This is a genomic window from Candidatus Omnitrophota bacterium (genome assembly GCA_041650805.1).
Taxonomy (GTDB): domain Bacteria; phylum Omnitrophota; class Gorgyraeia; order 2-01-FULL-45-10; family 2-01-FULL-45-10; genus JBAZKM01.
The window spans coordinates 162,505-185,565 of the sequence record JBAZKM010000003.1 but is presented as its reverse complement, the minus strand read 5'-3'; the positions used below and the strand labels follow the sequence as shown (position 1 = coordinate 185,565).

The window sequence follows — 23,061 nt, the reverse complement described above, 5'->3', positions numbered from 1 at the left end:
ATAAAGTATATCACCTAATTTATATATGTCAAAGCGATGTTTCTAGGTTTTTTATAACCTAACGATTATCTGTGGAGTTATCACTTCTTGCTGCGAGATAGGAGGGTCTTCGATTCCTGGCCTCTGACGAGGCGCTTTATGTTGCCGGAGTGTTTGTATATCGATAAGGCGGCTATGAGGATGAAGAAGAGTACCGTATAGATCGACTCGTTCAGGAGCACGGCGAAGACGGGCAGAAATATATCAAGGACGATAGAGGCGAGCGAAACGTAGCTGGTGAGGACGAATACCGCAAGCCACACCAGGCCTGAAAGCAAAAACGGGAGAGGCGCTATGACCGCCACAACCCCCAGGGTAGTCGCCACCCCTTTCCCTCCCTTGAAGTTAAGGAATACGGGCCAGACATGGCCGCATATCGTAACGAACCCCAGGAGCGGCCTGTAGAAGTCATACTCGACATCCGGGAGAAACTGGTAGGAATATCCGGCTATGACGGTGACCGATATGACCCCCTTCAATATATCCAGGATGAGCGCTATGACCGCCGGCACCTTCCCGGCAACCCGCAGGACGTTGGTCGCCCCGACGTTCCCCGAACCGTGGTCCCGTATGTCCACCCCCTTGACGGCCTTTGCCAGGATGAAGCTCGCCGGTATAGAGCCGATCAGGTAGGCCGCTATTATGGCGAGCGGCATAGCTATGAATGGGGCCATGGTCACTCCTTCTTCGTGACTACGTGATTATCACCCAGCAGGCGGCTCCCCTTGACGATATAATCTATACCGGATATCACGGTGAGCGCTATCGCGACGTTCCACACAAAGATGGAATATTCGAACCGTAGGAGGACGCTCACAACGGTCATCATCTGGAAGAACGTGGTGACCTTCCCGACCGCGCTCGGCCCCACTTTGAGGTCCCCCTTAAGCATATATACCATGACAGAGCCGAGGATGATAATTACATCCCGGGAGATGACTATTATAGGCACGTAAGGGGGGAGCCGTATCTCCGGCGGTATCGTCTTGACTATCGAAAGACATATGAACGCGCTCGTCAATAAGAGCTTATCCGCCACGGGGTCCAGGATGGTGCCGAGCTCCGTCTTCTGATGGAGCGCCCTGGCTATGAAACCGTCCACACCGTCGGATATCATGGCAATAGCGAAGAAGAGGAGCGCTATATCCATGCGGGAATAGGCGACGGCCGCTATGAAGAACGGGATGAGTATTATGCGCGCTATCGATATCTTGTTGGCAAGGTTTATCCCCTGCTTCTTTTCCGTCATCTCAGTATCCTTATCCGGTTAAGGGGCCAGTAGATACAGACCGCCTTCCCTATGACATTCTTTGCGGGGACGAACCCCCAGTACCGCGAGTCGCGGGAACTTGCGCTATTGTCCCCCAGGACATAATATGAATCTTCCGGCACCTCTATCCTGTCACCCTCTTTGCCGTAATCGCCCCTGTTATAGTACGAAACCGCCGCCAGCGACGGCGGGCTCTTTACGGGATTTCCGTCGATATATATCATGCTATCCTTTATCTCCACCTTCTCGCCCGATAGCGCGATGAGCCGTTTGACAAAATCCTTTTTCGGGGCTTCCGGCGAGACGAAGACGATGATATCGCCGCGGGCCGGCTTCGCGAAACCGGGGATCCGCATGTCGGTGAACGGTATCTTAGGCCCGTACACTACCTTGCTGACGAATATCCTGTCACCGACCTCCAGGGTGGGTATCATCGAGCCCGACGGTATCTTGAACGCCTGTATAAGGAACGTCCTTATTATGAGGGCAAGCACAACGGCTATTATTATCGACTCCGTCCACTCCCTGACCTGGGACTTGACTTTTGGTTCCATCTTTTTCCTTTCTTCGTATCTCCCCATCCTGGTGGGGGACGTTTAAACGTCCCCCACCCTGTGGATAACTTACGCCTTCAATGCGGCGATGAACGCCTCCTGCGGGATCTCGACCTTTCCGAACTGCTTCATCTTCTTCTTCCCTTCTTTCTGCTTCTCCCAGAGCTTACGCTTCCTTGTGATGTCGCCGCCGTAGCACTTGGCCGTGACGTTCTTCCCCACCGCCTTTATCGTCTCGCGGGCCATGACCTGGCCGCCGACCGCGGCCTGCAGGACTATCTGGAAGAGGTGGCGCGGTATATTCTCTTTAAGGGTCTCTATGACGGCCCTCCCCTTCGCGTATGCCTTATCCTTATATACGATCGAGGAGAAGGCGTCGTACGGGTCCCCGTTTATCAGTATATCCAGCTTGACTATGCTGGTCGTGCGGTAGTCGAGTAGCTCATAATCGAGCGATCCGTAACCGCGCGTGATCGATTTTATCCTGTCATAAAAATCGATGATGACCTCGGAGAGGGGCAGGTCATACACTATCTGGACGCGCGTTTCGTCAAGGTATTCGGTGGAGACATATGAGCCGCGCCTCGATTCGGCAAGTTCAAGCATATTGCCCATCGATTCCTTGGGGGTTATTATATAGGCGCGCACGTACGGCTCCGTCACCTCTTCTATCTCCGAGGAATTCGGCAGTTTCATTGGATTGTCGATATCTATCACTTCGCCGTCCTTCTTCGTTATCTTGTATATTACGCTCGGCGTTGTGACTACGAGGTTCAGGTCGAACTCGCGCTCCAGCCGTTCTTCCACGATCTCCATATGGAGAAGCCCCAGGAAGCCGCACCTGAACCCCATCCCGAGCGATACCGACTTCTCCGGTTCGTATACGAATGACGCGTCGGAAAGCCGCAGTTTCTCGATCGCTTCTTTGAGCGCCGGAAAGTCGGCGGAATTGGCGGGGTATATCCCGCTGAAGACCATCGGCTGCACCTTCTTATATCCGGGGAGCGGCGCGTGGGCCTGGTTGTCAAGATCGGTAACGGTGTCGCCGACGGCGACATCGCGCGCATCCCTTATATTACAGGTTATGTAGCCGACCTCTCCGCAGGACAGTTCATCGATCGTCTCGGCCTTCGGCGAGAAGACGCCTATCTCCTGTATCTCGTGCACGGTCTTATGGGACATCATCAGTATCTTCATGCCCTTCCTCAGGACCCCATTCACTATCCTTAACAGTATGACCACTCCCTTATAGGTATCGAACCTCGAATCGAAGACGAGCGCCTGCAGGGGGTTCGTCTTTTCGCCTTTCGGCGGAGGGATCCTCTTTACGATCGCCTCCAGTATATCACCGGTGCCTTTTCCGAGCTTTGCACTGGCCAGTATTATCTCGTCTTTGTCGAGCCCGAGTATGTCGGATATCTCGTGACTCACCCTGTCGATCTGCGCATTGGCGAGGTCTATTTTGTTTATGACCGGTATGATGACGAGATTGTGCTCCATCGCCAGATAGAGGTTCGCCACCGTCTGCGCCTCGACCCCCTGGGCGGCGTCGACGACCAGGAGCGCCCCTTCGCAGGCGGCTATCGATTTAGATACCTCATAGGTGAAGTCGACGTGGCCGGGCGTATCTATAAGGTTAAGCTCATAAGTGGTGCCGTCCTTCGCCTTGTACGGTATGCGCACCGCGCTCGCCTTTATCGTTATGCCGCGCTCTCTCTCGAGGTCCATGTCGTCGAGGACCTGGTCGTGGAATTCCCGCTCGCTTATCGCTCCGGTAAATTGGAGGATCCTGTCCGCGAGCGTCGACTTCCCGTGGTCTATATGCGCGATGATAGAAAAATTTCGTATTAAACTCTTATCCATATTTTCTTGACCCTTGGCCCTATATACTGTATGCCACTTTCTTCCCGAATTCGAGTATCTTCAACGCCTTCGTCCCGCTCGACGCCTCGGAGTATATCCTGAGTATCGGCTCCGTGCCGGATAGGCGCAGCATTAGCCACGACTCGTCCTCACAGATGAATTTGTACCCGTCCGTATCTTTCACCTGCACGACCTTCTTACCGGCCACCTCTTTAAGCGGGTTCTCTTTCAGAAATTCCATCAGCTTCGGTTTCTTCTCGTCCGGATATTTGGCATCGAGGCGGCGGTATTCATACGTACCGTACTCCTTATCGATGGCCCTCAATATCTCCGGCAGTTTCTTCTTCCTCATCACCATCATCTCCAGGATAAGCAGGCCCGAAAGGATGCCGTCCCTTTCGGGTATGTAACCCTTGAACGCCACGCCGCCCGTCTCCTCGCCCCCTATTAGGGCGTCCTCTTTCCGCATGATATCGCATATGTACTTGAACCCGACGGGCGTCTCGTGCATCTTTATCCTGTATTTCTTGCATATCTTGTTGATCAGGACCGTCCCGCATATCGTCTGTATCACATCTCCGCGCATCTTCCTGTCCTCGAAGAGATGCAGGAGAAGGAGCGACATCACCTTGTGCCCGGTGAGGAGCTTGCCGTCCGGCCCGGAGATGCCCAGGCGGTCCGCGTCCCCGTCTGTCGCTACGCCGATATCGTACTTTGATCTTTTCGTCTTATCGGCGAGTTCTTTCAGGTTCGGCATGATCGGTTCGGGGTTTATGCCGCCGAACCCCGGATTGTATTCATTATGTATGGTATCTACCCTGCACCTCCCGCCTTTCAGGAGGTCCTGTATATAACCGTCCCCCGCGCCGTACATGGAGTCGACCAGTATTTTGAGAGAGGATCTCTTCAGGAGCGGCAGGTCCACATATCTCTTCACAAAATCAAGATGGCGCGGGATAATATCCGCCACTTCCACAAGACCTTTATCCTTAGCTTCGCCGAGGGTCATATAATTCACGGGCGTGCCGAGATGGCCTTCGAGCGCCTTCGTGATCTCCGGGCCGGCGGAACCGGAGTAGAATGCCTTATACTTTATGCCGTTATACCGGGCAGGATTGTGGCTGGCGGTGATGACCACGCCGCCGGTAAGGTTCCTGTCCTTTATGGCGTAACTTATCGAAGGGGTAGGCGTCGCCTTCGAAGTGAGTATCGTCTTTATGCCGTTCGCCGCGAGGACGCATGCGACCAATTCCGCGTATTTATCCGACAGGAACCTCGTGTCATATCCCACCACCACGCCCCGCCGGCCTTTGAACTCCTTCCCTTTGGTGTATTGAGCGATCGTCTGAGCGACCTTCTTAACGTTGTCAAAGGTGAAGTCCTCGCTTATCACGGCCCTCCAGCCGTCCGTCCCGAATTTTATAGCACCCACGCTAGATCCCTCCTCTAAGTTTCCTTATAGCCGAGGCGTAATCCTTAGTGCCGAATACGGAAGAACCCGCCACCAGCACGTTAGCCCCTTTCGCGACCACTTCTTTAGCGGTCATCTCATTTATGCCGCCGTCGACCTCTATATCCTTCCTGAACATCTTCCTCAGTTCGGCTATCTTATCCGCGCATCCGGGCATGAACTCCTGCCCCGCGAATCCCGGCTCCACCGTCATAACAAGGACCATATCCACCATTGCCAGTATGGCCTTTATTGGCCCCAGGTCCGTCTTAGGGCGTATGGAGACCCCGGCCTTCTTCTTATAATACCTTATGAGGCGTATGATCTCTCTAGGGTCCCCTTCCGCTTCTATATGGAAGGTTATGATATCACTTCCTGCCTTGGCAAAACTCTCGATATATCTCTCCGGGTTCTTTATCATGAGATGGACATCGATCGGCAGTTTAGTCACGGGCCTCACCGACCTGACCACGAGCGGCCCCATGGTGATATTGGGGACGAAGTGGCCGTCCATCACGTCGACGTGTATCCAGTCGGCGCCGCCCTTTTCGACGTCTTTTATCTCCTGGCCCAGTTTGGAGAAGTCCGCCGAAAGTATGCTCGGAGCTATCAGTATCCTGTTCATCGTCTTACCTCTCTTTCACATCTTATGTGGATCATGCGGTAATGTATTGTCATCCCTGTCTTTTTCCAGCATCGTCCTGATATCGAGCTGCGCCTCTTCGGTAGATGCGGCCATATAGATGAAGAGCGCTATGGCGACCAGCATGAGGTTGAAGCGCACCACGCCAAAGTATGCAAAGAAGAGGGCGAAGATATGGCCCAGGTTCACGGCAAACTTCGTCGCCTTCCTGTAGCCTATCTTCCGGGCCAGGAGCGAACGCAATATCCTCCCCCCGTCCATGGGGAACGCCGGTATCAGGTTGAAGAGGGCCAGGATGAGGTTTATCCAGTAAAGATAGGCCGCGGTAAGCGGCCAGGTCGCCGTCGAAAGAGGATGGAATAAGACCTCCGGGCCCAGGATATAATTCAGGGGAATATAAAGGGCCGCGACTACCAGTATATTGAACGCCGGACCGGCTATCGATATCAGGAATTCCTGGTACGGTCTCTTCGGCATCTTCGCCATAGACGCTACCCCGCCTATCGGAAGGAGCGTTATCTCACGGACCGTTATGCCGAAATGCTTTGCTACGAGCGAATGGCACAGCTCATGCAGTGTGACGAAGAAGAAGACACCTATCATGAGGACAAGCCACCTTACACCGCCCGTAAGGAATAGCGCCAGAAGCAGGATAAACGTGATGTGGATGTTTATTGAGATATCGAATACCTTAAAAAGACGTATAGAGCCTTTCATTCCAGGTGAAGCACCTCTCCGGGGCCTTTCTTGTCTTTGACCGGCCCTATGACGGCCAGGTTAAGATTGTCCTCTTTAAATATATCGCCGGATACCCTCCTGATGTCATCCCGGGTGACACTATCTATCCTGTCCAGTATCTTCTTTACGCTGAACTCCCGCTCTCCGGTCGTCATCTTTTCGCCAAGCCACAGCATGTAACTCATGGTATCCTCGAGCGCAAAGAGGAGCTGCCCCTTGTAATATTCCTTTGCCCTCTTCAATTCTTCCGCGGAGACGCTCTCCTTCTTGAGCCGCCCCAGTTCTCTCAGGATCACCTCGAGGCACTTCTTAAGCTTCCGTTCGTCCACGCCCGCGCTTATGACAAGCGCACCTGCGTCATGATATAACCGCGCGCTGGAAGATATCTCATAGCAGAGCGCCATCTCGTCCCTCACGATATGGAAGAGGCGCGAAGACATATTGGCCCCCAGGAGTATATTGAGCGTCGACAGGATATGCTTGTCCGGGTGGAAGCGGTTCATCGCATGGAGCCCTATGGCGATGTGCACCTGCTCCGTCTTCTTGGGATCGATGCGCACCGTGCGCTTCGGTCTGCGGTCCCTGGCCTTTTCGAAACCCGGGGCGTCCTTACCGGCGCCCGCGGGGGACCCCAGATGTTCCCGGGCAAGCTCGAGCATCTCGGCTTCACCTATACGGCCGGTGCTGACTATCAGCATATTTTTGGGATTATAATATAGCTCTTTATAAGAGACGATCTTTTTCCTCGTCAGAGAATTCACCGATTCCGCGGTGCCGGCAAGAGGAAGCCCCAGAGGTTCGCCCGGCCACAACATCTCTGTCAGTATCTCATGGACATGGTGGGCCGGCATATCCTTATACATATTTATCTCTTCCGCCACTACGCCCTTCTCCTTCTCGACCTCTTCCTCGTCGAGCCGCGGGTTAAGCACCATGTCGCTCAATATGTCTATCCCGAGACCGGCATCCTTGGCAAGTACCTTGACGAGATAACAGGTGAACTCTTCGGCCGTAAAACCGTTGAAACTTCCGCCGCGGCCCTCGATCTCCTCTTTTATCTTCTTCATATCGCGCGTCTTCGTGCCCTTAAAGAGGAGATGTTCAAGTAGATGGCTTATACCGTTGTTCTTTTCATCTTCGTAACGGCCGCCCGCCTTTATCCATATCCCGATAGCGACCGACTCCATATGCTCCATCGGCTTCACCGCTATCCCCAGCCCGTTCGGTAACGTATCCAGTTTATGCATCGTTCATTTCTTTCTAGAGTCGAGATAACTCTGTAATATGATCTGGGCGGCGACCTTGTCCGCGCGGCGCCTCCTCTTTGCCCTGCTCAGGTCCGCCTCGAGCATCGCCCGTTCGGCCTGGACGGTAGTGAGCCGCTCGTCCCACGTGGTTATGGGCAGACCCACCGACCTTGACAACCCGTCCATGAACTGCACCACCTCTTTGGTCTTGGCGCTGTAACTGCCGTTCATATTGAGCGGCAACCCCACCACTATCTCGCCTACCGAATTCTTCGAAGCAAAGTCCTTTATGAGCGCCATGTCACGGTCCGGCTCTTTTCTCTCTATCGTCTCGGCCCCCTGGGCAGTTATCAAAAGCTCATCGCTCAGGGCCACCCCTATCCGTCTGGTCCCAACGTCGAGCGCCATGATCCTCATAGTATTTTGACTATCTTCTTTCCGCACATCAGAAAAGGGATGCTTTCGGATATGAGCACATCCTTGAGCACCTCGAAACTGCCTATATCCTTCCAGTCGTAGGAACCCTTCACGCAATAGATGTTTCGGGCCTTTTCCAAGACTGCATAATCTATCGATATATCCGGAAGCCGCCTGTAAACGGCGCGTACCCGCGCCGGGTCCATGACCGCATCCGCTATCGCAGGTGCGCTTTGTCTGAAACTTTCAAGGACCGCTCCGGCCGTAAATACGAAAACGCCCGCGTTCCAGAAATACCGGCCGTCCTTCACGAACTTCTTCGCCGTTTTCAGGACCGGCTTTTCCGTAAATTTTTCAACTTTATAAATACCTCGAACCGTGGACCGTGGACCGTGGACCGTGGACCCTTTAGCATTTACCCTAACATACCCGTACACCGTGGCCGGGAACGTCGGTTTTATACCAACGACCATAAGCGCATCCCTTGTGACACGCACAAACTCTATCCCGCGCTTCATAGCATCGATGTAGGGCCTTTCATCCGTAATATAATGATCGGCGGGCATGATTATCATGACGGCGTCCCGGTCCCTGGCACGGAGGACCGATGCCGCCCACGCTATCGCCGGGGCCGTATTCCTTGCGACCGGCTCAAAGAGCAGATCGGCTTCTTTCGCGGTTGGAAGATCTTTCCTGACCAGGGCCGCATGTTTTTCATTTGCCACCACGATTATATTTTCATCCGGCACGACGGCCCTTGCCCTGTCGAGCGTCCTGGCGAACATCGTCTTCCTGTCGCCTGTTATAGAGAGGAACGGTTTGGGCCTCCGGTCTGTCGAAAGCGGCCTCAGGCGTTTGCCTTTACCGCCGACGAGAATGACGGCATAGACATGCGGGGTATAGGGTATAGGGTTTAGGGTATGGAGCTTACCGGACACCATGCACCGCCCTCGCCAGTGATCCCGCAAATTTCGAAACCCTCGACAATAACCCCTTCCTGTCTTTCCGGTTGCGTTCGATAATCTTAACTATAGCGCTGCCGACTATGACACCGTCGGCAACTTTTGCGATCGCGCGGGCCTGTTCCTGCGTCGCTACGCCAAAACCTACCGATACAGGGCTTTTCGATACGGACTTTATGGCCTTCACCCTGGCCGCAAGGTCCTTCGGGACGCCTTTGCGCGCGCCGGTTACCCCGGTGAGCGATACGTAATATATAAATCCTGTGGAACGTCTCGCTATCTCCTTTATCCTCTCCCCGGTAGAAGTTGGAGCGACCAGTTGTATCGTCGCCAGCCCAACCGCCCGGGCGGCCTTTACAAGTTCCGTTGCCTCTTCAAAAGGGAGGTCAGGGACTATCACGCCGTCGACCCCTTTACGCCTGCAGTCGGCTACGAAACGCCGCAGCCCGTACGCGAGCACGGGATTATAGTATGTCATGAAGACGATAGGTATATCCGTAACCTTGCGCAATGAGGCCACCATACCGAATATCCTGCTTAAGCTCGCGCCCTTCCGGAGCGCCCTGTGAGATGCCGCCTGGATCGTCGGGCCGTCCGCTATCGGGTCGGAAAAGGGTATCCCCAGCTCCACGATATCTACACCCGACCTCTCGAGTTCCGTCACCATATCCCTGGTCGCAGAAAGGTCCGGGTCACCCGCCGTTATATATGCTATGAACGCTCTCTGCCCGCGCGCCTTCAGGGCCCTGAACCTGGCGGTTATCCTGTTCTTCATATCTCTTTTCCGTTCTCGGACTGTTTTATCTCCCGCAGCATGATCGGGTAGTTCAGAAGAAGATCCCCGTCTATCATGACCTCGACCCAGTATTTTCCCGCATTGGGGAAGACGAGGTTATTGAACTTCGATATAAGCGTATGGTGCGCGTCGATATCGGCGAGCTCGAACGGCTGGTCGTCCGTCTGGAAGATGAGCGACTTGTCCTTCGTGTTGACTATGCGTATCCTCTGGACGAAACTGCCCTCGCCCTTGCACCACCGGTTCACCACAAATAGCGTATGGTGCGTTGCCGGGAAGGTCTTAGCGTTTATCGCTTCGAAAAGGCCGAGGAGCATGAACTTCCCGTTATCCTCGCGCCTCACATCATCACATAGTACAGAGAACTGCAGATTCGGTCTTATGCTTACTCCTGTCATAATATCTCCTCAAAAAATTTACAGAACTCCGCGGACGATGTCGATATCCTTATCGCCCCTCCCTGAGAGGCATACGATGATCGTCTTCGTCTTAGGTAACCGCTTCGCCAGCCGCATAGCATAATAGACGGCGTGAGACGATTCGAGCGCCGGTATTATCCCCTCGGTCTTCGTCAGCGTCTCAAAGGCCTCCAGCGCCTCTTTATCCGTAACCGCTGCGTACTCCGCGCGGCCCGTCGTCTTAAGATATGAATGCTCCGGTCCCACGCCGGGGTAGTCGAGGCCGGCCGAGATAGAGTGCGCTATCCGTATCTGGCCGTCACCATCCTGCAATACATAACTCTTCGAACCGTGGAGCACGCCTACAGACCCCCTGGAGAGCGTCGCCGCGTGCTTACCGGTCCCGAGGCCAAGCCCTGCGGCTTCCACTCCGACCAGCTTAACGCGACTGTGCAAAAACGGGTAGAATATGCCCATGGAATTGCTGCCTCCGCCCACGCAGGCAACGATATAATCCGGCATCTTCCCTTCTTTAGCCCGGACCTGCCTCCTTGTTTCAACGCCTATAACCGACTGGAAATCCCTGACCATGACCGGATACGGATGCGGTCCCGCGACGGAACCTATCACGTAATAGGTAGTGCGGACATTCGTGACCCAGTCCCTCATCGCCTCATTCATAGCGTCCTTCAGCGTCTTTGAGCCGCTGTGGACCGGGGTCACCTTCGCGCCGAGGAGGCGCATCTTGAAGACGTTGACCGACTGCCGCTTTATATCCTCTTCACCCATGAATATTTCGCATTCGAGGCCGAAGAGGGCACTCGTGGTCGCGGTAGCCAGCCCGTGCTGCCCAGCGCCGGTCTCCGCTATTATGCGCTTCTTGCCCATACGCACGGCGAGGAGCACCTGGCCCAGCGTATTATTGATCTTATGCGCGCCCGTATGAAGGAGGTCTTCGCGCTTCAGGTATATCCTGGCCCCTCCCGCCTTCCCGGTGAGGCGTCCGGCAAGATAGAGAGGCGTCGGCCGCCCGGCGTACTCCTTCAGGTAATATGCCAGCTCCGCCCTGAACCGCTTATCGGACCTCGCCCTCCTGTATTCACGCTCCAGCCCGGCAAGGGCCGCCATCAGCGTCTCGGGGACGAACCTGCCGCCAAAACCGTCAAAATATCCTCTCTTATCAGGTAACATCACTCCGCCTTTCTGACCGCCTCTACGAACCGCTTCATGAGCTCAAAGTCCTTTTTACCGGGCGACTTCTCCACGCCGCTCGACACGTCGACACCGTACGGGCAGACCGTACGGATCGCCCTGGTCACGTTCTTCGGATCGAGGCCTCCGGAGAGTATCGTAGGCTTAAGGAACTCGTAATCCTCTGCGATCTTCCAGTCAAAGACCTTCCCGGTCCCGCCTTCGGCATCTTTATCGTATGTGTCCAGGAGGTAGAGGTCCGCGTCGTACCTGTTCACGTTCTCCAGCCCTTTTCTGTCTTTCAGTCTGAACGCCTTTATGACCCTGTAACCATCCTTAAAGGCGGCGCAATATTCCGGAGTTTCGTCGCCGTGGAATTGGAGCATATTTATATCGGCATCCTCCGCGATCTCGCGCACCTTCTCCGCCGACTCGTCCACGAAGACGCCTACGCGGCCTATGGACGGAGGCAGCTCATTGGCTATATCCCGCACGGTGGCCGGGTCGACATACCTTTTAGACCTTTTATAGAATACGAACCCGAGCATGTCGACCTTCAGCCCGGTCGCCCGTATCGCATCTTCCTTATTCGTTATCCCGCAGATCTTTATTCTAATCATATATGGCTTTTAATACCTCATTATCTCCCGCATCTTCCCTGCTATATCTTCCGCCTCCATGAACGCCTCGCCTATAAGGACGGCGCTCACCCCGATCGACTTAAGGGACATCACATCCTCATATGTCCTTATCCCGCTCTCCGAGACTATCGTCTTATGAGGAGGGATGAGGCGCATCAATTTTTGTGTCGTCCCGAGATCTATCCTGAAAGTATGGAGGTCCCTGTTATTTATCCCTATGATAGCGGCGCCGGTCGCTACCGCCTTCTCAAGGTCCTCTTCGTTGTGCACCTCGACAAGACAGTCGAGCCCGAGCGAAGTAGCAAGGTTGTATAGCCCCGTTATCTCGTTGGACGACAGTATCTCGCATATAAGGAGGACGGCATCGGCGCCCGAGACGACCGTCTCGTATATCTGGTATTCGTCTATTATGAAATCTTTCCTTAAGATGGGCAGCGAGACGTTCTCCTTGACCTTCTTTATGTAATCGAGCCGCCCTTCGAAGAAACGCTCATCCGTCAGTATGGATATCGCGCTCGCCCCGTTCGCCTGATAGGTTATGGCTATCTTAACGGGGTTGAAATCGCCCCTCAGGATGCCTTTCGAAGGCGAGGCCTTCTTGATCTCCGCTATAAGGTTCATGTGGTGAGGCCGGGCTATATTCTTCCTGAAAGTGCTCTTGACGCAGATCTGATTCGCCTCTTTTACGAGCTCATCCTGCGGCCTGGCCCGCTTCGCCTCCTCTACCACCTTCCTCTTCTCTTCTACTATGCGCGACAGTATCATCGGTTAGTGAACTCTATGAGCCGGTGCAGCTTATCAACGGCGCGGCCCGAGTCGATCGACTCTTCGGCCATCTTTATCCCATCCTTGAAATTCTTCGCCTTGGAACCGGCGACCAGCGCCGCGGAGGCATTGAGCAGGACGACATCCCTCCGCGGGCCCCGTTCGCCGCTCAGTACGGACAGGACTATCTCGGCATTCTCGATCGCGCTCCCGCCCTTTATCTCCTCCATGGGGGCCCTCTTCATACCGAATTTCTCCGGGGTCACATAATATGTCTTTATCTTCCCGTTCTTAAGCTCCGAGACCATGGTCTTCCCCGTTATCGTTATCTCATCCAGCGTATCCATACCGTGCACGACGAATGCCCTCCTGGCGCCGAGGTTCCTGAGGACCGTCGCTATGGTCCCGGTAAGGCGCGCGTCGTAAACACCGAGCACCTGGCTGGTCGCATTAGCCGGATTTGAGAGCGGGCCGAGCAGGTTAAATATGGTGCGGATGCCTATCTCTCTTCTCGGCTCTATGGCATATTTCATGGCCCCGTGGAAGAGAGGCGCGTACATGAAACCTATGCCCACCTCCCGCAGGCACGCCTCTACCTTTTCCGGGCCCTTGTCGAGCTTAAGGCCCAGCGCCTCAAGTACGTCCGCGCTGCCGCATTTACTGGATGCGGCCCGGTTGCCGTGCTTTGCCACTTTGAGCCCGCACCCGGCAACGACGAAGGCGACCGTCGTGGATATGTTGAAAGTGTTGGTGCCGCTCCCTCCCGTACCGCAGGTGTCTATGATCGTCTCTTCGTCTATATTTATATCGTCCCGGTCCATACCGATCGAGCTCCCGGGCGTCTTTATCCTGGCTGACTTTTCCCTCATCACTTTCGCCGCGCCGGTTATCTCTTCGACCGTTTCACCCTTCATCCGGAGCGCCGTGATGAAGGAGCCGATCTGTGAAGGCGTGGCCTTGCCGCTCATGATCTCCCCGAAGACCCCGCGCATCTCGTCTTCGGTAAGATCGATCCGCCTTACGACCTTTTCTATCGCCTCTCTTATCATAAGGTTAAGAAATTCTTCAATATGCGTTTCCCTTCGCCTGTCAATATAGATTCCGGGTGGAATTGGACGCCGTATACGGGGTACCGCCTGTGCTCAAGGGCCATTATCTCTTTCGCTTTCGTCTCCGCGGTGATCTTAAGGACCTTAGGGAAGCTCTTCCTCTCCACGAGGAGCGAGTGGTACCTGGTCGCTTCGAACGGGTTTTTCACGCCTTTAAATATTTTCTTTCCGTCGTGATAGACAAGCGACGTCTTGCCATGCATAAGGCATTTCGCGCCGACTATCTTCCCTCCGAAGGCCTCTCCTATAGCCTGGTGGCCAAGGCAGACACCGAGGATCGGCACATCATTGCCGAACTCGGCGATAACAGCTTCGGATATGCCGGCATCCTTCGGACGGCCGGGCCCAGGCGAAATGACGATCCGCGAGGGCTTTAACCTCTTTATCCGGTCTACCGTAAGGGCGTCGTTCCTGTAGACAGCCAGTTTCGCCCCCAGTTCACCCAGATACTGGACGAGGTTATATGTGAACGAGTCGTAATTGTCGATGACGAGGATCATTCTAATCCCCTTTCCGCCATTTCGATCGCGCGGAGGAGCGCCTTTGCCTTATTCAGCGTCTCCTGGTATTCCTTCTCCGGCTTCGAATCCGCGACTATGCCGGCCCCTGCCTGTATGTAAGCCGTCTTCCCCTTCACGAGTATCGTCCTGATGGTGATGCAGGAATCGAGGTTCCCGGAAAAGCTGAAATAACCGACGCATCCCGCATATGACGACCTCCTTGTATTCTCAAGCTCGTCTATTATCTCCATCGCCCGCACTTTCGGCGCGCCCGTGACCGTCCCTGCAGGGAACGTCGCGCGCATCACATCGAAGGCATCCTTACCCTTACTGAGCCGGCCGGAGACGTCGCTCACTATGTGCATCACGTGCGAATATTTTTCGACCGTCATGAGCTCGGAGACCTTTACGGAGTCATAGTCCGAGACCCTCCCTATGTCGTTCCTCCCGAGGTCAACGAGCATTATGTGCTCGGCCTTCTCTTTGGGGTCGTCCAGGAGCTCCCCTATGAGATGCCGGTCCTCCTCTTCCGTCTTCCCTCTGGGCCTGGTCCCGGCTATCGGCCTCACCTCGACATTCCCGTTCTCGCACCTGACCATTATCTCGGGCGACGAACCGATGAGCGAAAAATCCCCCAGTTTAAGATAGTACATGTAAGGGGACGGGTTGATGGACCGGAGCGCCCTGTAGATATCGAACGGGCGCGCACCTATCGAGACCTTCAACCGCTGCGATAGCACCGTCTGTATTATGTCGCCTTTTCTTATATATGTCTTGGCCTTTCTTACGGATCCCTCGAACCCTGCCTTCGTCATGTTCGACTTCACCACCATAGGCCCCGGCTTCTGTTTCGGGGAGAACGCCGCGCCCTTCCCGGGCACGGACTTCAGGTCCCTTATTATGGCGTCTATCTTTCCCAGGGCCTCGTCATATGCCGCGCCGGCGTTATTCTTAACATGGACGTTCGATACGACCTTTATCGTATGGTCGACGTGGTCAAATATGAGAAGCGTATCGGTGAGCATGAAGACGGAGTCCGGTATCCCGAGATCGTCGGGATTCTTGTCCGGAAGCCGCTCCATAAATCGTACCATATCGTATCCGAAAAATCCTACGAACCCTCCGCAGAACCTGGGAAGCCCCCTTACCTTTACGAACCTGTAAGCAGAGAGGAGCCCCTTCAATTCCTCTATCGGGTCCTTCTTTGCCGTGAAACTTCTTGATGCCCTGCCTTCTTTTATCTCTATCTTCCTGCCCTTGCTCGAGAAGACGAGCGATGGCGCGCTGCCGAGGAAGGTATAGCGGGCTATCCTCTCTCCGCCTTCTACGGACTCGAGCAGGAACGAATAGCCGGACCTGTCTATCCTGGCAAAGGCGGACAGCGGCGTCTCAAAATCGGCCAGGACCTCACGGTATACCGGTATGAGGTTCCCCTTCTTCGCCAGCTTCATGAACTCTTCTTTTTCCGGATAGTACATTATTTATACACGTCCTTCGGATCGAATACCCTTTTGCAGGATATATTGACATTCCCGTCCTTATCCACCTGCCTGAAGTAGCAGGTGAAGTATCCTTCGTGACATCCGGCCCTGACCTGCTCCACCTTGAATAGGAGGGAGTTCCCTTCGCAGTCGATGCAGACGGACCTCACTTTCTGTATACAGCCGCTCGTCTCGCCTTTCATCATCAGCTGCCCTTTAGAGCGCCTGTAGACGCATACCTTCTTCTCCTCGAACGTCTTTTCGAGCGCCTCACGGTTCATATAACACAGCGTGAGGACCTCGCCCGACTTTTCGTCCTGTATTATCGCCGGGACCAGCCCTTTCTCGTTAAATTTTATCATCTCGGTCAATTTTATCATAACCTTACCCTTACACCCTTTCCCTTAAGATATCTCTTTGCCTCCGGGATAGAATATTCCCGGAAGTGGAATATAGACGCGGCCAGCACCGCATCGGCCTTCCCTTTCGAAAGCGCATCGTACAGATCTTCAAGCGTTCCGGCCCCTCCCGAAGCTATGACCGGGAGGCCGACCTCTTCGCTTATGCGACCGGTAAGCTCGATATCATAACCCGCTTTAGTGCCGTCGTAGTCCATGCTCGTAAGGAGGATCTCGCCTGCGCCCAGCTTCTCGGCCCTCTTTGCCCACTTTACCGCATCTATCCCGGTCGGTGTCCGTCCCCCGTTAATATACACTTCCCATTTTCCTGTGGACCGCGGACCATGGACTGTGGACCGCTTTGCGTCGATCGCCACGACGATACACTGGCTGCCGAACCTCCGCGATGCCTCCCTCACGAACGCAGGCCGCTTCACCGCCGCGGTATTGACCGAGACCTTATCGCAACCTGCGTTAAGGAGGCTCCTGATATCGTCGATCGTCCCTATGCCGCCCCCTACGGTGAAAGGCAGGAATACGCTGTCCGCCACCTTCTTCACCAGGTCGATAACGGTCTTACGCCTTTCGTGGCTGGCCGTTATATCGAGGAATACAAGCTCGTCCGCCTTTTCGCGATCGTAAAAACGCGCGTTCTCGACGGCGTCTCCCGCGTCCTTAAGGTTGACGAAGTTCACGCCCTTGACGACCCTGCCGTTCTTTACATCGAGACACGGTATTATACGCTTTGTAAGCATCCCGTCAGACCCTTACCCCTTGACCTTTGACCATCGGATCCGCACCGCCGCAGACCCTTATCGCTTCCGCGAGATCGACCGTATTCTCATAGAGCGCCTTACCGACGATTATGCCCACGAGGCCGTCTTTCTCGAGCGGTTTCAGGTTCTTTATATCATCTATCGTGGAGACGCCGCCTGCCGCGACTATATCGATCTCCGTAGAATTCACGAGTTTCTGCAGGCTCTTTATGTTCGGCCCTTCAAGCGTGCCGTCCTTCGAAATGTCGGTATAATTTATCCTGCCGATACCGAGCCCCTCCGCCTTCTTAACGAGATCGACCGCGGTTATCTTCGTCTTGAATACCCACCCCCTGGAATGGACCATACCTTCTTTGGCATCGACACTGACTATTATCCTCTCCCTGAACTTCTTCGCCACCTTTTCCAGGAATTGTTCGTCGAGCGCCTTCGTCCCTATGATGACCTTATCCACACCGGCGTCTATGACCGCCTTTATAGTCGCTTCATCCCTTATCCCGCCGCCCAGCTCTATCTTCGCTTTCACGCTCCTGACGATCTCTTTTACTATAGGAAGATTCTTCAGCGATCCTTCGAGGGCGCCGTCTAGATCGACTATATGGATCAGGCCGACCCCGAAAGACGCCCACTTCTCCGCCATGGCGACGGGCGAGTCGGAATAGACGGTCTCAAGGCCCACGTCCCCCTGTATCAACCTTACGACTTTACCTTCTCTTATGTCTATTGCCGGTATTATCTGCATTTTATCCTCACAAAATTCTTCACTATCTTCAACCCTGTATCCTGGCTCTTCTCCGGGTGGAATTGAAGACCGAATAGATTATCCTTCGAAATACCCGACACGAACCGGATACCATAATCCGTCGTCGTAAGCGTCACACTCTTATCCTCCGGATCGACGTAATATGAATGGACGAAGTATACGTACGAACCTCTGTCTATGCCTTTCAGGATATTTTGCTGAAAGCTGAAAGCTGAAAGCTGAAAGCTGATACTATTCCAGCCCATATGCGGGACTTTCAACGTTTGAGCATTGGGCCGTGGGCTGTGGACTGCGGGCTTAAAACGTTTCACCCTGCCGCTAAGCACTCCCAGCCCCTTAACGCCGGGCGCTTCCTCGCTCCGTTCAAAAAGCAGTTGAAGCCCGAGGCAGAGGCCGAGGAACGGCTTGCCCTCTGCGATGGCACCCTTTATCGGGTCTACGAGCTTACGCCTCCTCAGTTCCGCCATCGCCTCTCCAAAAGAGCCGACGCCCGGGAATACGACCTTTTCCGCCTTCGCCAGGTCGGCCGCCCTTGAGGTGATCTTCGCCCCGGCGCCCGTGACCTCGAACGCCTTCTGGACGCTCCTCAGGTTACCCATCCCGTAGTCGATTATAGCTATCATCTAGTCGATAGTCCCTTTTGTAGAAGGTACGCCCTTGCGCCGCGCATCGATCTGTGTCGCCTCATCCAGCGCGATCCCGAACGCCTTGAATATCGCCTCGAGCACATGGTGCACATCTTCTCCCGAATACACATCTATATGCAGGTTGATGTTCGCGTTCTTGGCGAACGTATCGAGAAAATCTTTCCCGTCCATGAGCGAATAACCCTCGTCACGGCCCGTCTGTTCCTGGGCTGTCGTTACAGGGATCCGCCACAGAAAGGCGTACCTGCCCCCTATATCGACAGTGACCTTGGCCGATGCCATATCCATAGGCACTTCCTTTGAGCCGTACCGCTTTATCCCCCTGCAATCGCCCAGGGCCTCCCTGAAGGCCTTCCCCAGGCATATGGCGGCATCTTCATTGGTATGGTGTATATCTACCTTCAGGTCGCCCTTTGCCTTAAGGGTAAGGTCGAAGAGACCGTGGAAGACAAAGAGCGTCAGCATGTGATCGAGAAACCCTATCCCGGTATTTATATCCGTCTTCCCGCCTCCGCCGATAGTGAGCTTTCCCGTTATCTCGGTCTCTCTCGTCTTGCGTTTGATCGCGGCACTGCGTGTCGTTTTTGGCATCGTATCAGCTCCTTTACTCGAACCTGACTTTGACCGAATCGAGGTGCTTCTTGAGCCCTTCGATCCCGGCGATCCGCTCAAGCGGGTCGCGCACCTTTTCAAGGGCCTTCCTTGTGTAAGATATGATATGCGTGCTCTTATAAAAATCACAGACCCCGAGGCCGGAGAAGAACCTTGCGCTACCGCCCGTAGGAAGGACGTGGCTCGGTCCCGCTACGTAGTCCCCTATCGCGACCGGTGTATACGGCCCGAGGAATATCGCGCCGGCGTCCTTTATCCTCTTCACGATCCTGCCCGGTGAATTCGTCAATATTTCCAGGTGTTCCGGGGCGATCATATTGGCGACGTCGGCCGCCTCATCCATATTCTTGACATGCACTACGTATCCCTTGAACGTCTCCTTCTTGACTATCTTGGCTATCTTCTTGGAATTCGTTATCAGGACGGCAAGCCCCATGAAATGCTCTGCCTGCGCCTCGAGGTCCGCCTTTATGTAATTTATGTTGGAGAACTGGTTGGCGATGATGACCACCTCGCTCGGCCCCGCAAGCATGTCTATATCGCAGTAACCGAAGACCTGCCTCTTCGCCTCCGTCACATAGGCGTTACCGGGGCCCACTATCTTGTCGACCCTCGGGATCGTCTTCGTCCCGAACGCCATAGCCGCGATCGCCTGCGCGCCGCCGACCTTATAGACCTCGTCCACCTTTAAGAGGTCGGCGACTACAAGTATGTGCGGGTCCACCGACTTATAATCGTTCGGCGGGGTCACCAGGACTATCTTCTTCACGCCCGCCATCTTTGCCGGTATCACGGTCATATAGACGCTCGATACGAGCGGCACCGTGCCGCTCGGGACATATACCCCTACCGTATCTATAGGGGCGATCTTTTCGCCCAGTATCACACCGTCGCCGTCTTTGGTCTTCCACGACTTCTTCAGCTGCTTCTTATAGAACCTGTTGATGTTCTCTATTATGACCTTGAATGTCGTGACGAATTCCGGCTTTATGTCCTGGTATGCGCCCGATATCTCGCAGGCGGAGACCCTGAGGTCCCTCGGGGCGAGTTTAACCTTATCGAACTTCCGCGTATACCTTATGAGCGCATCGTCGCCGTACAGCTTCACGTTCTCAAGTATGGAGCGTACGCTCTCGGCGACACGCTTATTGCTCGAGCTGCTTCTCTCGCACAGCTTCCGGAACTGCTTTGAGCCGACTTTCACGAGCTTCATCTTAGCCTCTCTTTGACCAGTTCAAACGTTTTCCGTAACGCCTCGTCAAGTTTCGACGGATCTTTTCCGCCGCCCTGAGCGAAATCCGGCCTTCCGCCGCCGGAGCCGCTTAAGTACTTCGCCATATCTTTCGCTATATCATTGGCCGTAAGGGTCTTCCTGCCTAAGATGTCCTTTGTGAGCGAGACCACGAACGACACTTTATCGTTATCTTTAGACGCCAGGACTATGACAGCGGACCTCTCCTTCGACTTTATGGCGTCGCTCAGCGCGCGCAGTATATCCATAACGCCGCCCGGGACTATCTCCGCTATGACCCTGGTGCCGCCCGCATCTATGCCTTTAGCTATATATGAGTCGACCTTCTCCAATTCCGACTTGAGGAGCGAGGCCTTTGCCGTCTTCTCCTTTTCCTTGCGCTTCTCGTCTTTGAGCTTTGCGTCCCTGGCCTCGATCTCGTCCGCCGCCCATTTCCTGGCCGCGTCCGCAGTTACCGCCTCGATACGCCGGACCCCGGATGCGATCGAGCTCTCGCCGGTGATCCTGAAGAGCTCTATATCCTTTGTGTTATCGACGTGTGTCCCGCCGCAGAACTCCCTGGATATGTCCCCGACCGAGATCACGCGGACCTTCGATCCGTACTTCTCGCCGAAGAGCGCTATGGCGCCGCTCTGCTTGGCATCATCTATATCTTTTATATCCTTTGCGACAGCCACGCCCTTCTTTATCGCCTCATTCACTATCTCCTCGACACGGGCGATCTCGCGGGGCTCCATCTTCTTCATGTGGGTGAAATCGAACCTCAGGTGTTCGGCATCCACCAGGGAACCCGTCTGGTGGACATGTTCACCGAGCACCCTGCGGAGGGCCGCCTGCAGTAGATGGGTCGCCGTATGGTTACGCATCACCCTGCGGCGCACCTCTTCATCTATGGCGACCCTGGCCGTCTCGCCCTTGACGATCCTTCCTTTGACCATAATGCCTATATGGACGATCGTATCGCCTATCTTCTTCGCGTCTTTCACTTCCATCTTTCCGGACGGCGTCTCGATCGTGCCCCAGTCACCCGCCTGTCCGCCCGATTCTCCGTAGAACGGTGTCCTCTCGAGTATCACTTCCCCGCCCTCGAGGACCGCCGCGACCTTCGCATCAAGCTTCGCCTTCTCATAACCGAGAAACTCTGTCCTGAGACCGAGCGACTCCACCTTCTTCGCGAAGGTCTCGGAGAATATCTCGCCCTTTATCTTGCTCTTAGAGCGAGAAAGCGTCCGTTGCCTGTCCAAAAGTTTATCAAAGACGGCCCTGTCTATTTTTAACTTAAATTTTTCGGCGATCTCCTCAAGCATGTCATACGGCATTCCGTATGTATCATAAAAATTGAACGCCGTCTCCGCCAATTCCTGATGACCTTTAAATTTCTCAAACGCTTCTTCCACCTTAGGTATCTGCGTATCAAGCACAACGAGGAAGTTCTCCTCCTCGCGCTTCACGACCTGAGCTATGTCATCCCTTCTCTCCAAAAGCTCCGGGTACTGCATCTTCATCACCTCGCAAACGGTGCTCACGAGCTTGTAAAGGAAAGGCACTTTTATCTCCAGGTCCATCGCGTGGTTAAGCGACCGCCTGATGAGCTTGCGCGCCACATAACCGCGCTCTTCATTGGACGGCATCACGCCGTCTGCGATCATGAATGCCACCGCACGTATGTGATCGGCGATGGCGTTCAACTTAGGGTATAGGGTATAGGGTATGGGGTATGGGGATTCGGGTCTAGCTTTTTCTATACCCGATACCCTAAACCCTATACCCTTGATTATCTCTTTAACGATCGGCACAAAGATGTCTATCTCAAAGTTCGTCTTCACTCCCTGCATCACCGACGCCAGGCGCTCCAACCCCATGCCGGTATCGATATTCTTGTTCGGGAGCGGTTCAAGCTTTCCATCCGGTCGCCTGTCGAACTGGGTAAATACGAGGTTCCATACTTCTATGAACCTCCCGCAGTCGCACGCAGGCGTACAGCCCGGCTTTTTGCACCCCACGTCATCGCCGTAGTCGTAGAATATCTCGGAACACGGCCCGCACGGCCCGTTGGGCCCTTTCGTCGGCGCCTCGGAAGGCCAGAAGTTCTCCTTTTCGCCGAACTTTATTATCTTCCGCTCCGGCATCTTTATGACGTCCCTCCAGATGGCGTATGCCTCGGCGTCGTCTTTATATACCGACGCCCGGAGCCGGCCTTCCGGTATCTTCAGCTCCTCAGTCATGAACTCCCACGCCCAGGAGATCGCCTCTTTCTTGAAATAGTCCCCGAACGAAAAGTTGCCGAGCATCTCAAAGAACGTGTGGTGGCCCGACGTCTTTCCGACGTTCTCAAGGTCGCCGGTCCTCAGGCATTTCTGGCTCGATGCCGCGCGCCTGTACGTGACGTTCCGGCCCAGGAACTTCTCCTTGAACTGGTTCATCCCCGCGCCGGTAAAGAGGAGCGTCGGGTCATCTTTCGGGACGAGCAAATCACTCGGCACTATCTCGTGCCCCTTGGCGCGGAAAAACTCCAGAAATAAGCTTCGTATATCGTCGGTCTTCATATA

General features: G+C 54.5%; 25 protein-coding genes. All 25 read right to left on the bottom strand.

All coding sequences use genetic code 11. The annotated features are described in order from the left end of the window. Window positions 1-80: 80 nt before the first annotated feature. Window positions 81-713, bottom strand: a complete 633-nt coding sequence (gene plsY, locus WC515_03340) for a glycerol-3-phosphate 1-O-acyltransferase PlsY (GenBank protein MFA5146398.1) — start codon at window positions 711-713, stop codon at window positions 81-83. Between the two features lie 2 nt (window positions 714-715). After that, window positions 716-1,288, bottom strand: coding sequence for a CDP-alcohol phosphatidyltransferase family protein (locus WC515_03335; GenBank protein MFA5146397.1), 573 nt, complete (start codon window positions 1,286-1,288; stop codon window positions 716-718). Next, window positions 1,285-1,863 carry a signal peptidase I gene (gene lepB, locus WC515_03330; protein MFA5146396.1) on the bottom strand — a complete coding sequence of 193 codons (579 nt, stop codon included), beginning with the start codon at window positions 1,861-1,863 and terminating at the stop codon, window positions 1,285-1,287. The genes WC515_03335 and lepB overlap by 4 nt, the downstream gene beginning before the upstream one ends. Before the next feature lie 69 nt (window positions 1,864-1,932). Next, window positions 1,933-3,726 (bottom strand): translation elongation factor 4, encoded by a 1,794-nt coding sequence (gene lepA / locus WC515_03325; protein MFA5146395.1) that lies wholly within the window; start codon window positions 3,724-3,726, stop codon window positions 1,933-1,935. A gap of 19 nt (window positions 3,727-3,745) precedes the next feature. Beyond that, the gene (locus tag WC515_03320; GenBank protein MFA5146394.1) at window positions 3,746-5,158 is read right to left on the bottom strand and encodes a phosphoglucomutase/phosphomannomutase family protein; all 1,413 of its coding nucleotides are present in this window, start codon (window positions 5,156-5,158) and stop codon (window positions 3,746-3,748) included. Between the two features lies 1 nt (window position 5,159). Beyond that, a complete protein-coding gene (gene rpe, locus WC515_03315; GenBank protein MFA5146393.1) occupies window positions 5,160-5,801 on the bottom strand; it encodes a ribulose-phosphate 3-epimerase in 642 nt (213 codons plus the stop codon). Between the two features lie 15 nt (window positions 5,802-5,816). After that, complete coding sequence (locus WC515_03310; protein ID MFA5146392.1) at window positions 5,817-6,536, bottom strand: site-2 protease family protein; 720 nt, start codon at window positions 6,534-6,536, stop codon at window positions 5,817-5,819. Beyond that, window positions 6,533-7,804, bottom strand: coding sequence for a pitrilysin family protein (locus WC515_03305; protein ID MFA5146391.1), 1,272 nt, complete (start codon window positions 7,802-7,804; stop codon window positions 6,533-6,535). The genes WC515_03310 and WC515_03305 overlap by 4 nt, the downstream gene beginning before the upstream one ends. Before the next feature lie 3 nt (window positions 7,805-7,807). Continuing rightward, window positions 7,808-8,221 carry a Holliday junction resolvase RuvX gene (gene ruvX, locus WC515_03300; protein MFA5146390.1) on the bottom strand — a complete coding sequence of 138 codons (414 nt, stop codon included), beginning with the start codon at window positions 8,219-8,221 and terminating at the stop codon, window positions 7,808-7,810. Further along, complete coding sequence (locus tag WC515_03295) at window positions 8,218-9,162, bottom strand: mannose-1-phosphate guanylyltransferase (GenBank protein ID MFA5146389.1); 945 nt, start codon at window positions 9,160-9,162, stop codon at window positions 8,218-8,220. Before WC515_03295 ends, ruvX begins: the two co-directional genes overlap by 4 nt. Next, window positions 9,149-9,958 carry a tryptophan synthase subunit alpha gene (gene trpA / locus WC515_03290; GenBank protein MFA5146388.1) on the bottom strand — a complete coding sequence of 270 codons (810 nt, stop codon included), beginning with the start codon at window positions 9,956-9,958 and terminating at the stop codon, window positions 9,149-9,151. The genes WC515_03295 and trpA overlap by 14 nt, the downstream gene beginning before the upstream one ends. Next, window positions 9,955-10,377, bottom strand: coding sequence for a hypothetical protein (locus WC515_03285; GenBank protein MFA5146387.1), 423 nt, complete (start codon window positions 10,375-10,377; stop codon window positions 9,955-9,957). Before WC515_03285 ends, trpA begins: the two co-directional genes overlap by 4 nt. A gap of 18 nt (window positions 10,378-10,395) precedes the next feature. Next, window positions 10,396-11,568, bottom strand: coding sequence for a tryptophan synthase subunit beta (trpB, locus tag WC515_03280; GenBank protein MFA5146386.1), 1,173 nt, complete (start codon window positions 11,566-11,568; stop codon window positions 10,396-10,398). Continuing rightward, window positions 11,568-12,188, bottom strand: coding sequence for a phosphoribosylanthranilate isomerase (locus WC515_03275; GenBank protein ID MFA5146385.1), 621 nt, complete (start codon window positions 12,186-12,188; stop codon window positions 11,568-11,570). The genes trpB and WC515_03275 overlap by 1 nt, the downstream gene beginning before the upstream one ends. A 9-nt stretch (window positions 12,189-12,197) precedes the next feature. Beyond that, window positions 12,198-12,974, bottom strand: coding sequence for an indole-3-glycerol phosphate synthase TrpC (gene trpC, locus WC515_03270; protein MFA5146384.1), 777 nt, complete (start codon window positions 12,972-12,974; stop codon window positions 12,198-12,200). Continuing rightward, complete coding sequence (gene trpD / locus WC515_03265; protein ID MFA5146383.1) at window positions 12,971-14,023, bottom strand: anthranilate phosphoribosyltransferase; 1,053 nt, start codon at window positions 14,021-14,023, stop codon at window positions 12,971-12,973. Before trpD ends, trpC begins: the two co-directional genes overlap by 4 nt. Further along, window positions 14,020-14,583, bottom strand: a complete 564-nt coding sequence (locus WC515_03260) for an aminodeoxychorismate/anthranilate synthase component II (GenBank protein ID MFA5146382.1) — start codon at window positions 14,581-14,583, stop codon at window positions 14,020-14,022. The genes trpD and WC515_03260 overlap by 4 nt, the downstream gene beginning before the upstream one ends. Further along, complete coding sequence (gene trpE / locus WC515_03255; protein ID MFA5146381.1) at window positions 14,580-16,061, bottom strand: anthranilate synthase component I; 1,482 nt, start codon at window positions 16,059-16,061, stop codon at window positions 14,580-14,582. The genes WC515_03260 and trpE overlap by 4 nt, the downstream gene beginning before the upstream one ends. Beyond that, complete coding sequence (gene hisI, locus WC515_03250) at window positions 16,061-16,444, bottom strand: phosphoribosyl-AMP cyclohydrolase (protein ID MFA5146380.1); 384 nt, start codon at window positions 16,442-16,444, stop codon at window positions 16,061-16,063. The genes trpE and hisI overlap by 1 nt, the downstream gene beginning before the upstream one ends. Beyond that, window positions 16,441-17,217, bottom strand: a complete 777-nt coding sequence (gene hisF / locus WC515_03245; GenBank protein ID MFA5146379.1) for an imidazole glycerol phosphate synthase subunit HisF — start codon at window positions 17,215-17,217, stop codon at window positions 16,441-16,443. Before hisF ends, hisI begins: the two co-directional genes overlap by 4 nt. A gap of 4 nt (window positions 17,218-17,221) precedes the next feature. Then, the gene (hisA, locus tag WC515_03240; protein ID MFA5146378.1) at window positions 17,222-17,980 is read right to left on the bottom strand and encodes a 1-(5-phosphoribosyl)-5-[(5-phosphoribosylamino)methylideneamino]imidazole-4-carboxamide isomerase; all 759 of its coding nucleotides are present in this window, start codon (window positions 17,978-17,980) and stop codon (window positions 17,222-17,224) included. After that, window positions 17,971-18,624: an imidazole glycerol phosphate synthase subunit HisH gene (gene hisH, locus WC515_03235; GenBank protein ID MFA5146377.1), complete on the bottom strand. Its 654-nt coding sequence runs from the start codon at window positions 18,622-18,624 to the stop codon at window positions 17,971-17,973. Before hisH ends, hisA begins: the two co-directional genes overlap by 10 nt. Continuing rightward, window positions 18,625-19,239, bottom strand: a complete 615-nt coding sequence (gene hisB, locus WC515_03230; GenBank protein MFA5146376.1) for an imidazoleglycerol-phosphate dehydratase HisB — start codon at window positions 19,237-19,239, stop codon at window positions 18,625-18,627. Window positions 19,240-19,252: 13 nt separating this feature from the next. Beyond that, window positions 19,253-20,473, bottom strand: a complete 1,221-nt coding sequence (hisD, locus tag WC515_03225) for a histidinol dehydrogenase (protein ID MFA5146375.1) — start codon at window positions 20,471-20,473, stop codon at window positions 19,253-19,255. Next, complete coding sequence (alaS, locus tag WC515_03220; protein MFA5146374.1) at window positions 20,470-23,058, bottom strand: alanine--tRNA ligase; 2,589 nt, start codon at window positions 23,056-23,058, stop codon at window positions 20,470-20,472. Before alaS ends, hisD begins: the two co-directional genes overlap by 4 nt. Between the last annotated feature and the right edge of the window lie 3 nt (window positions 23,059-23,061).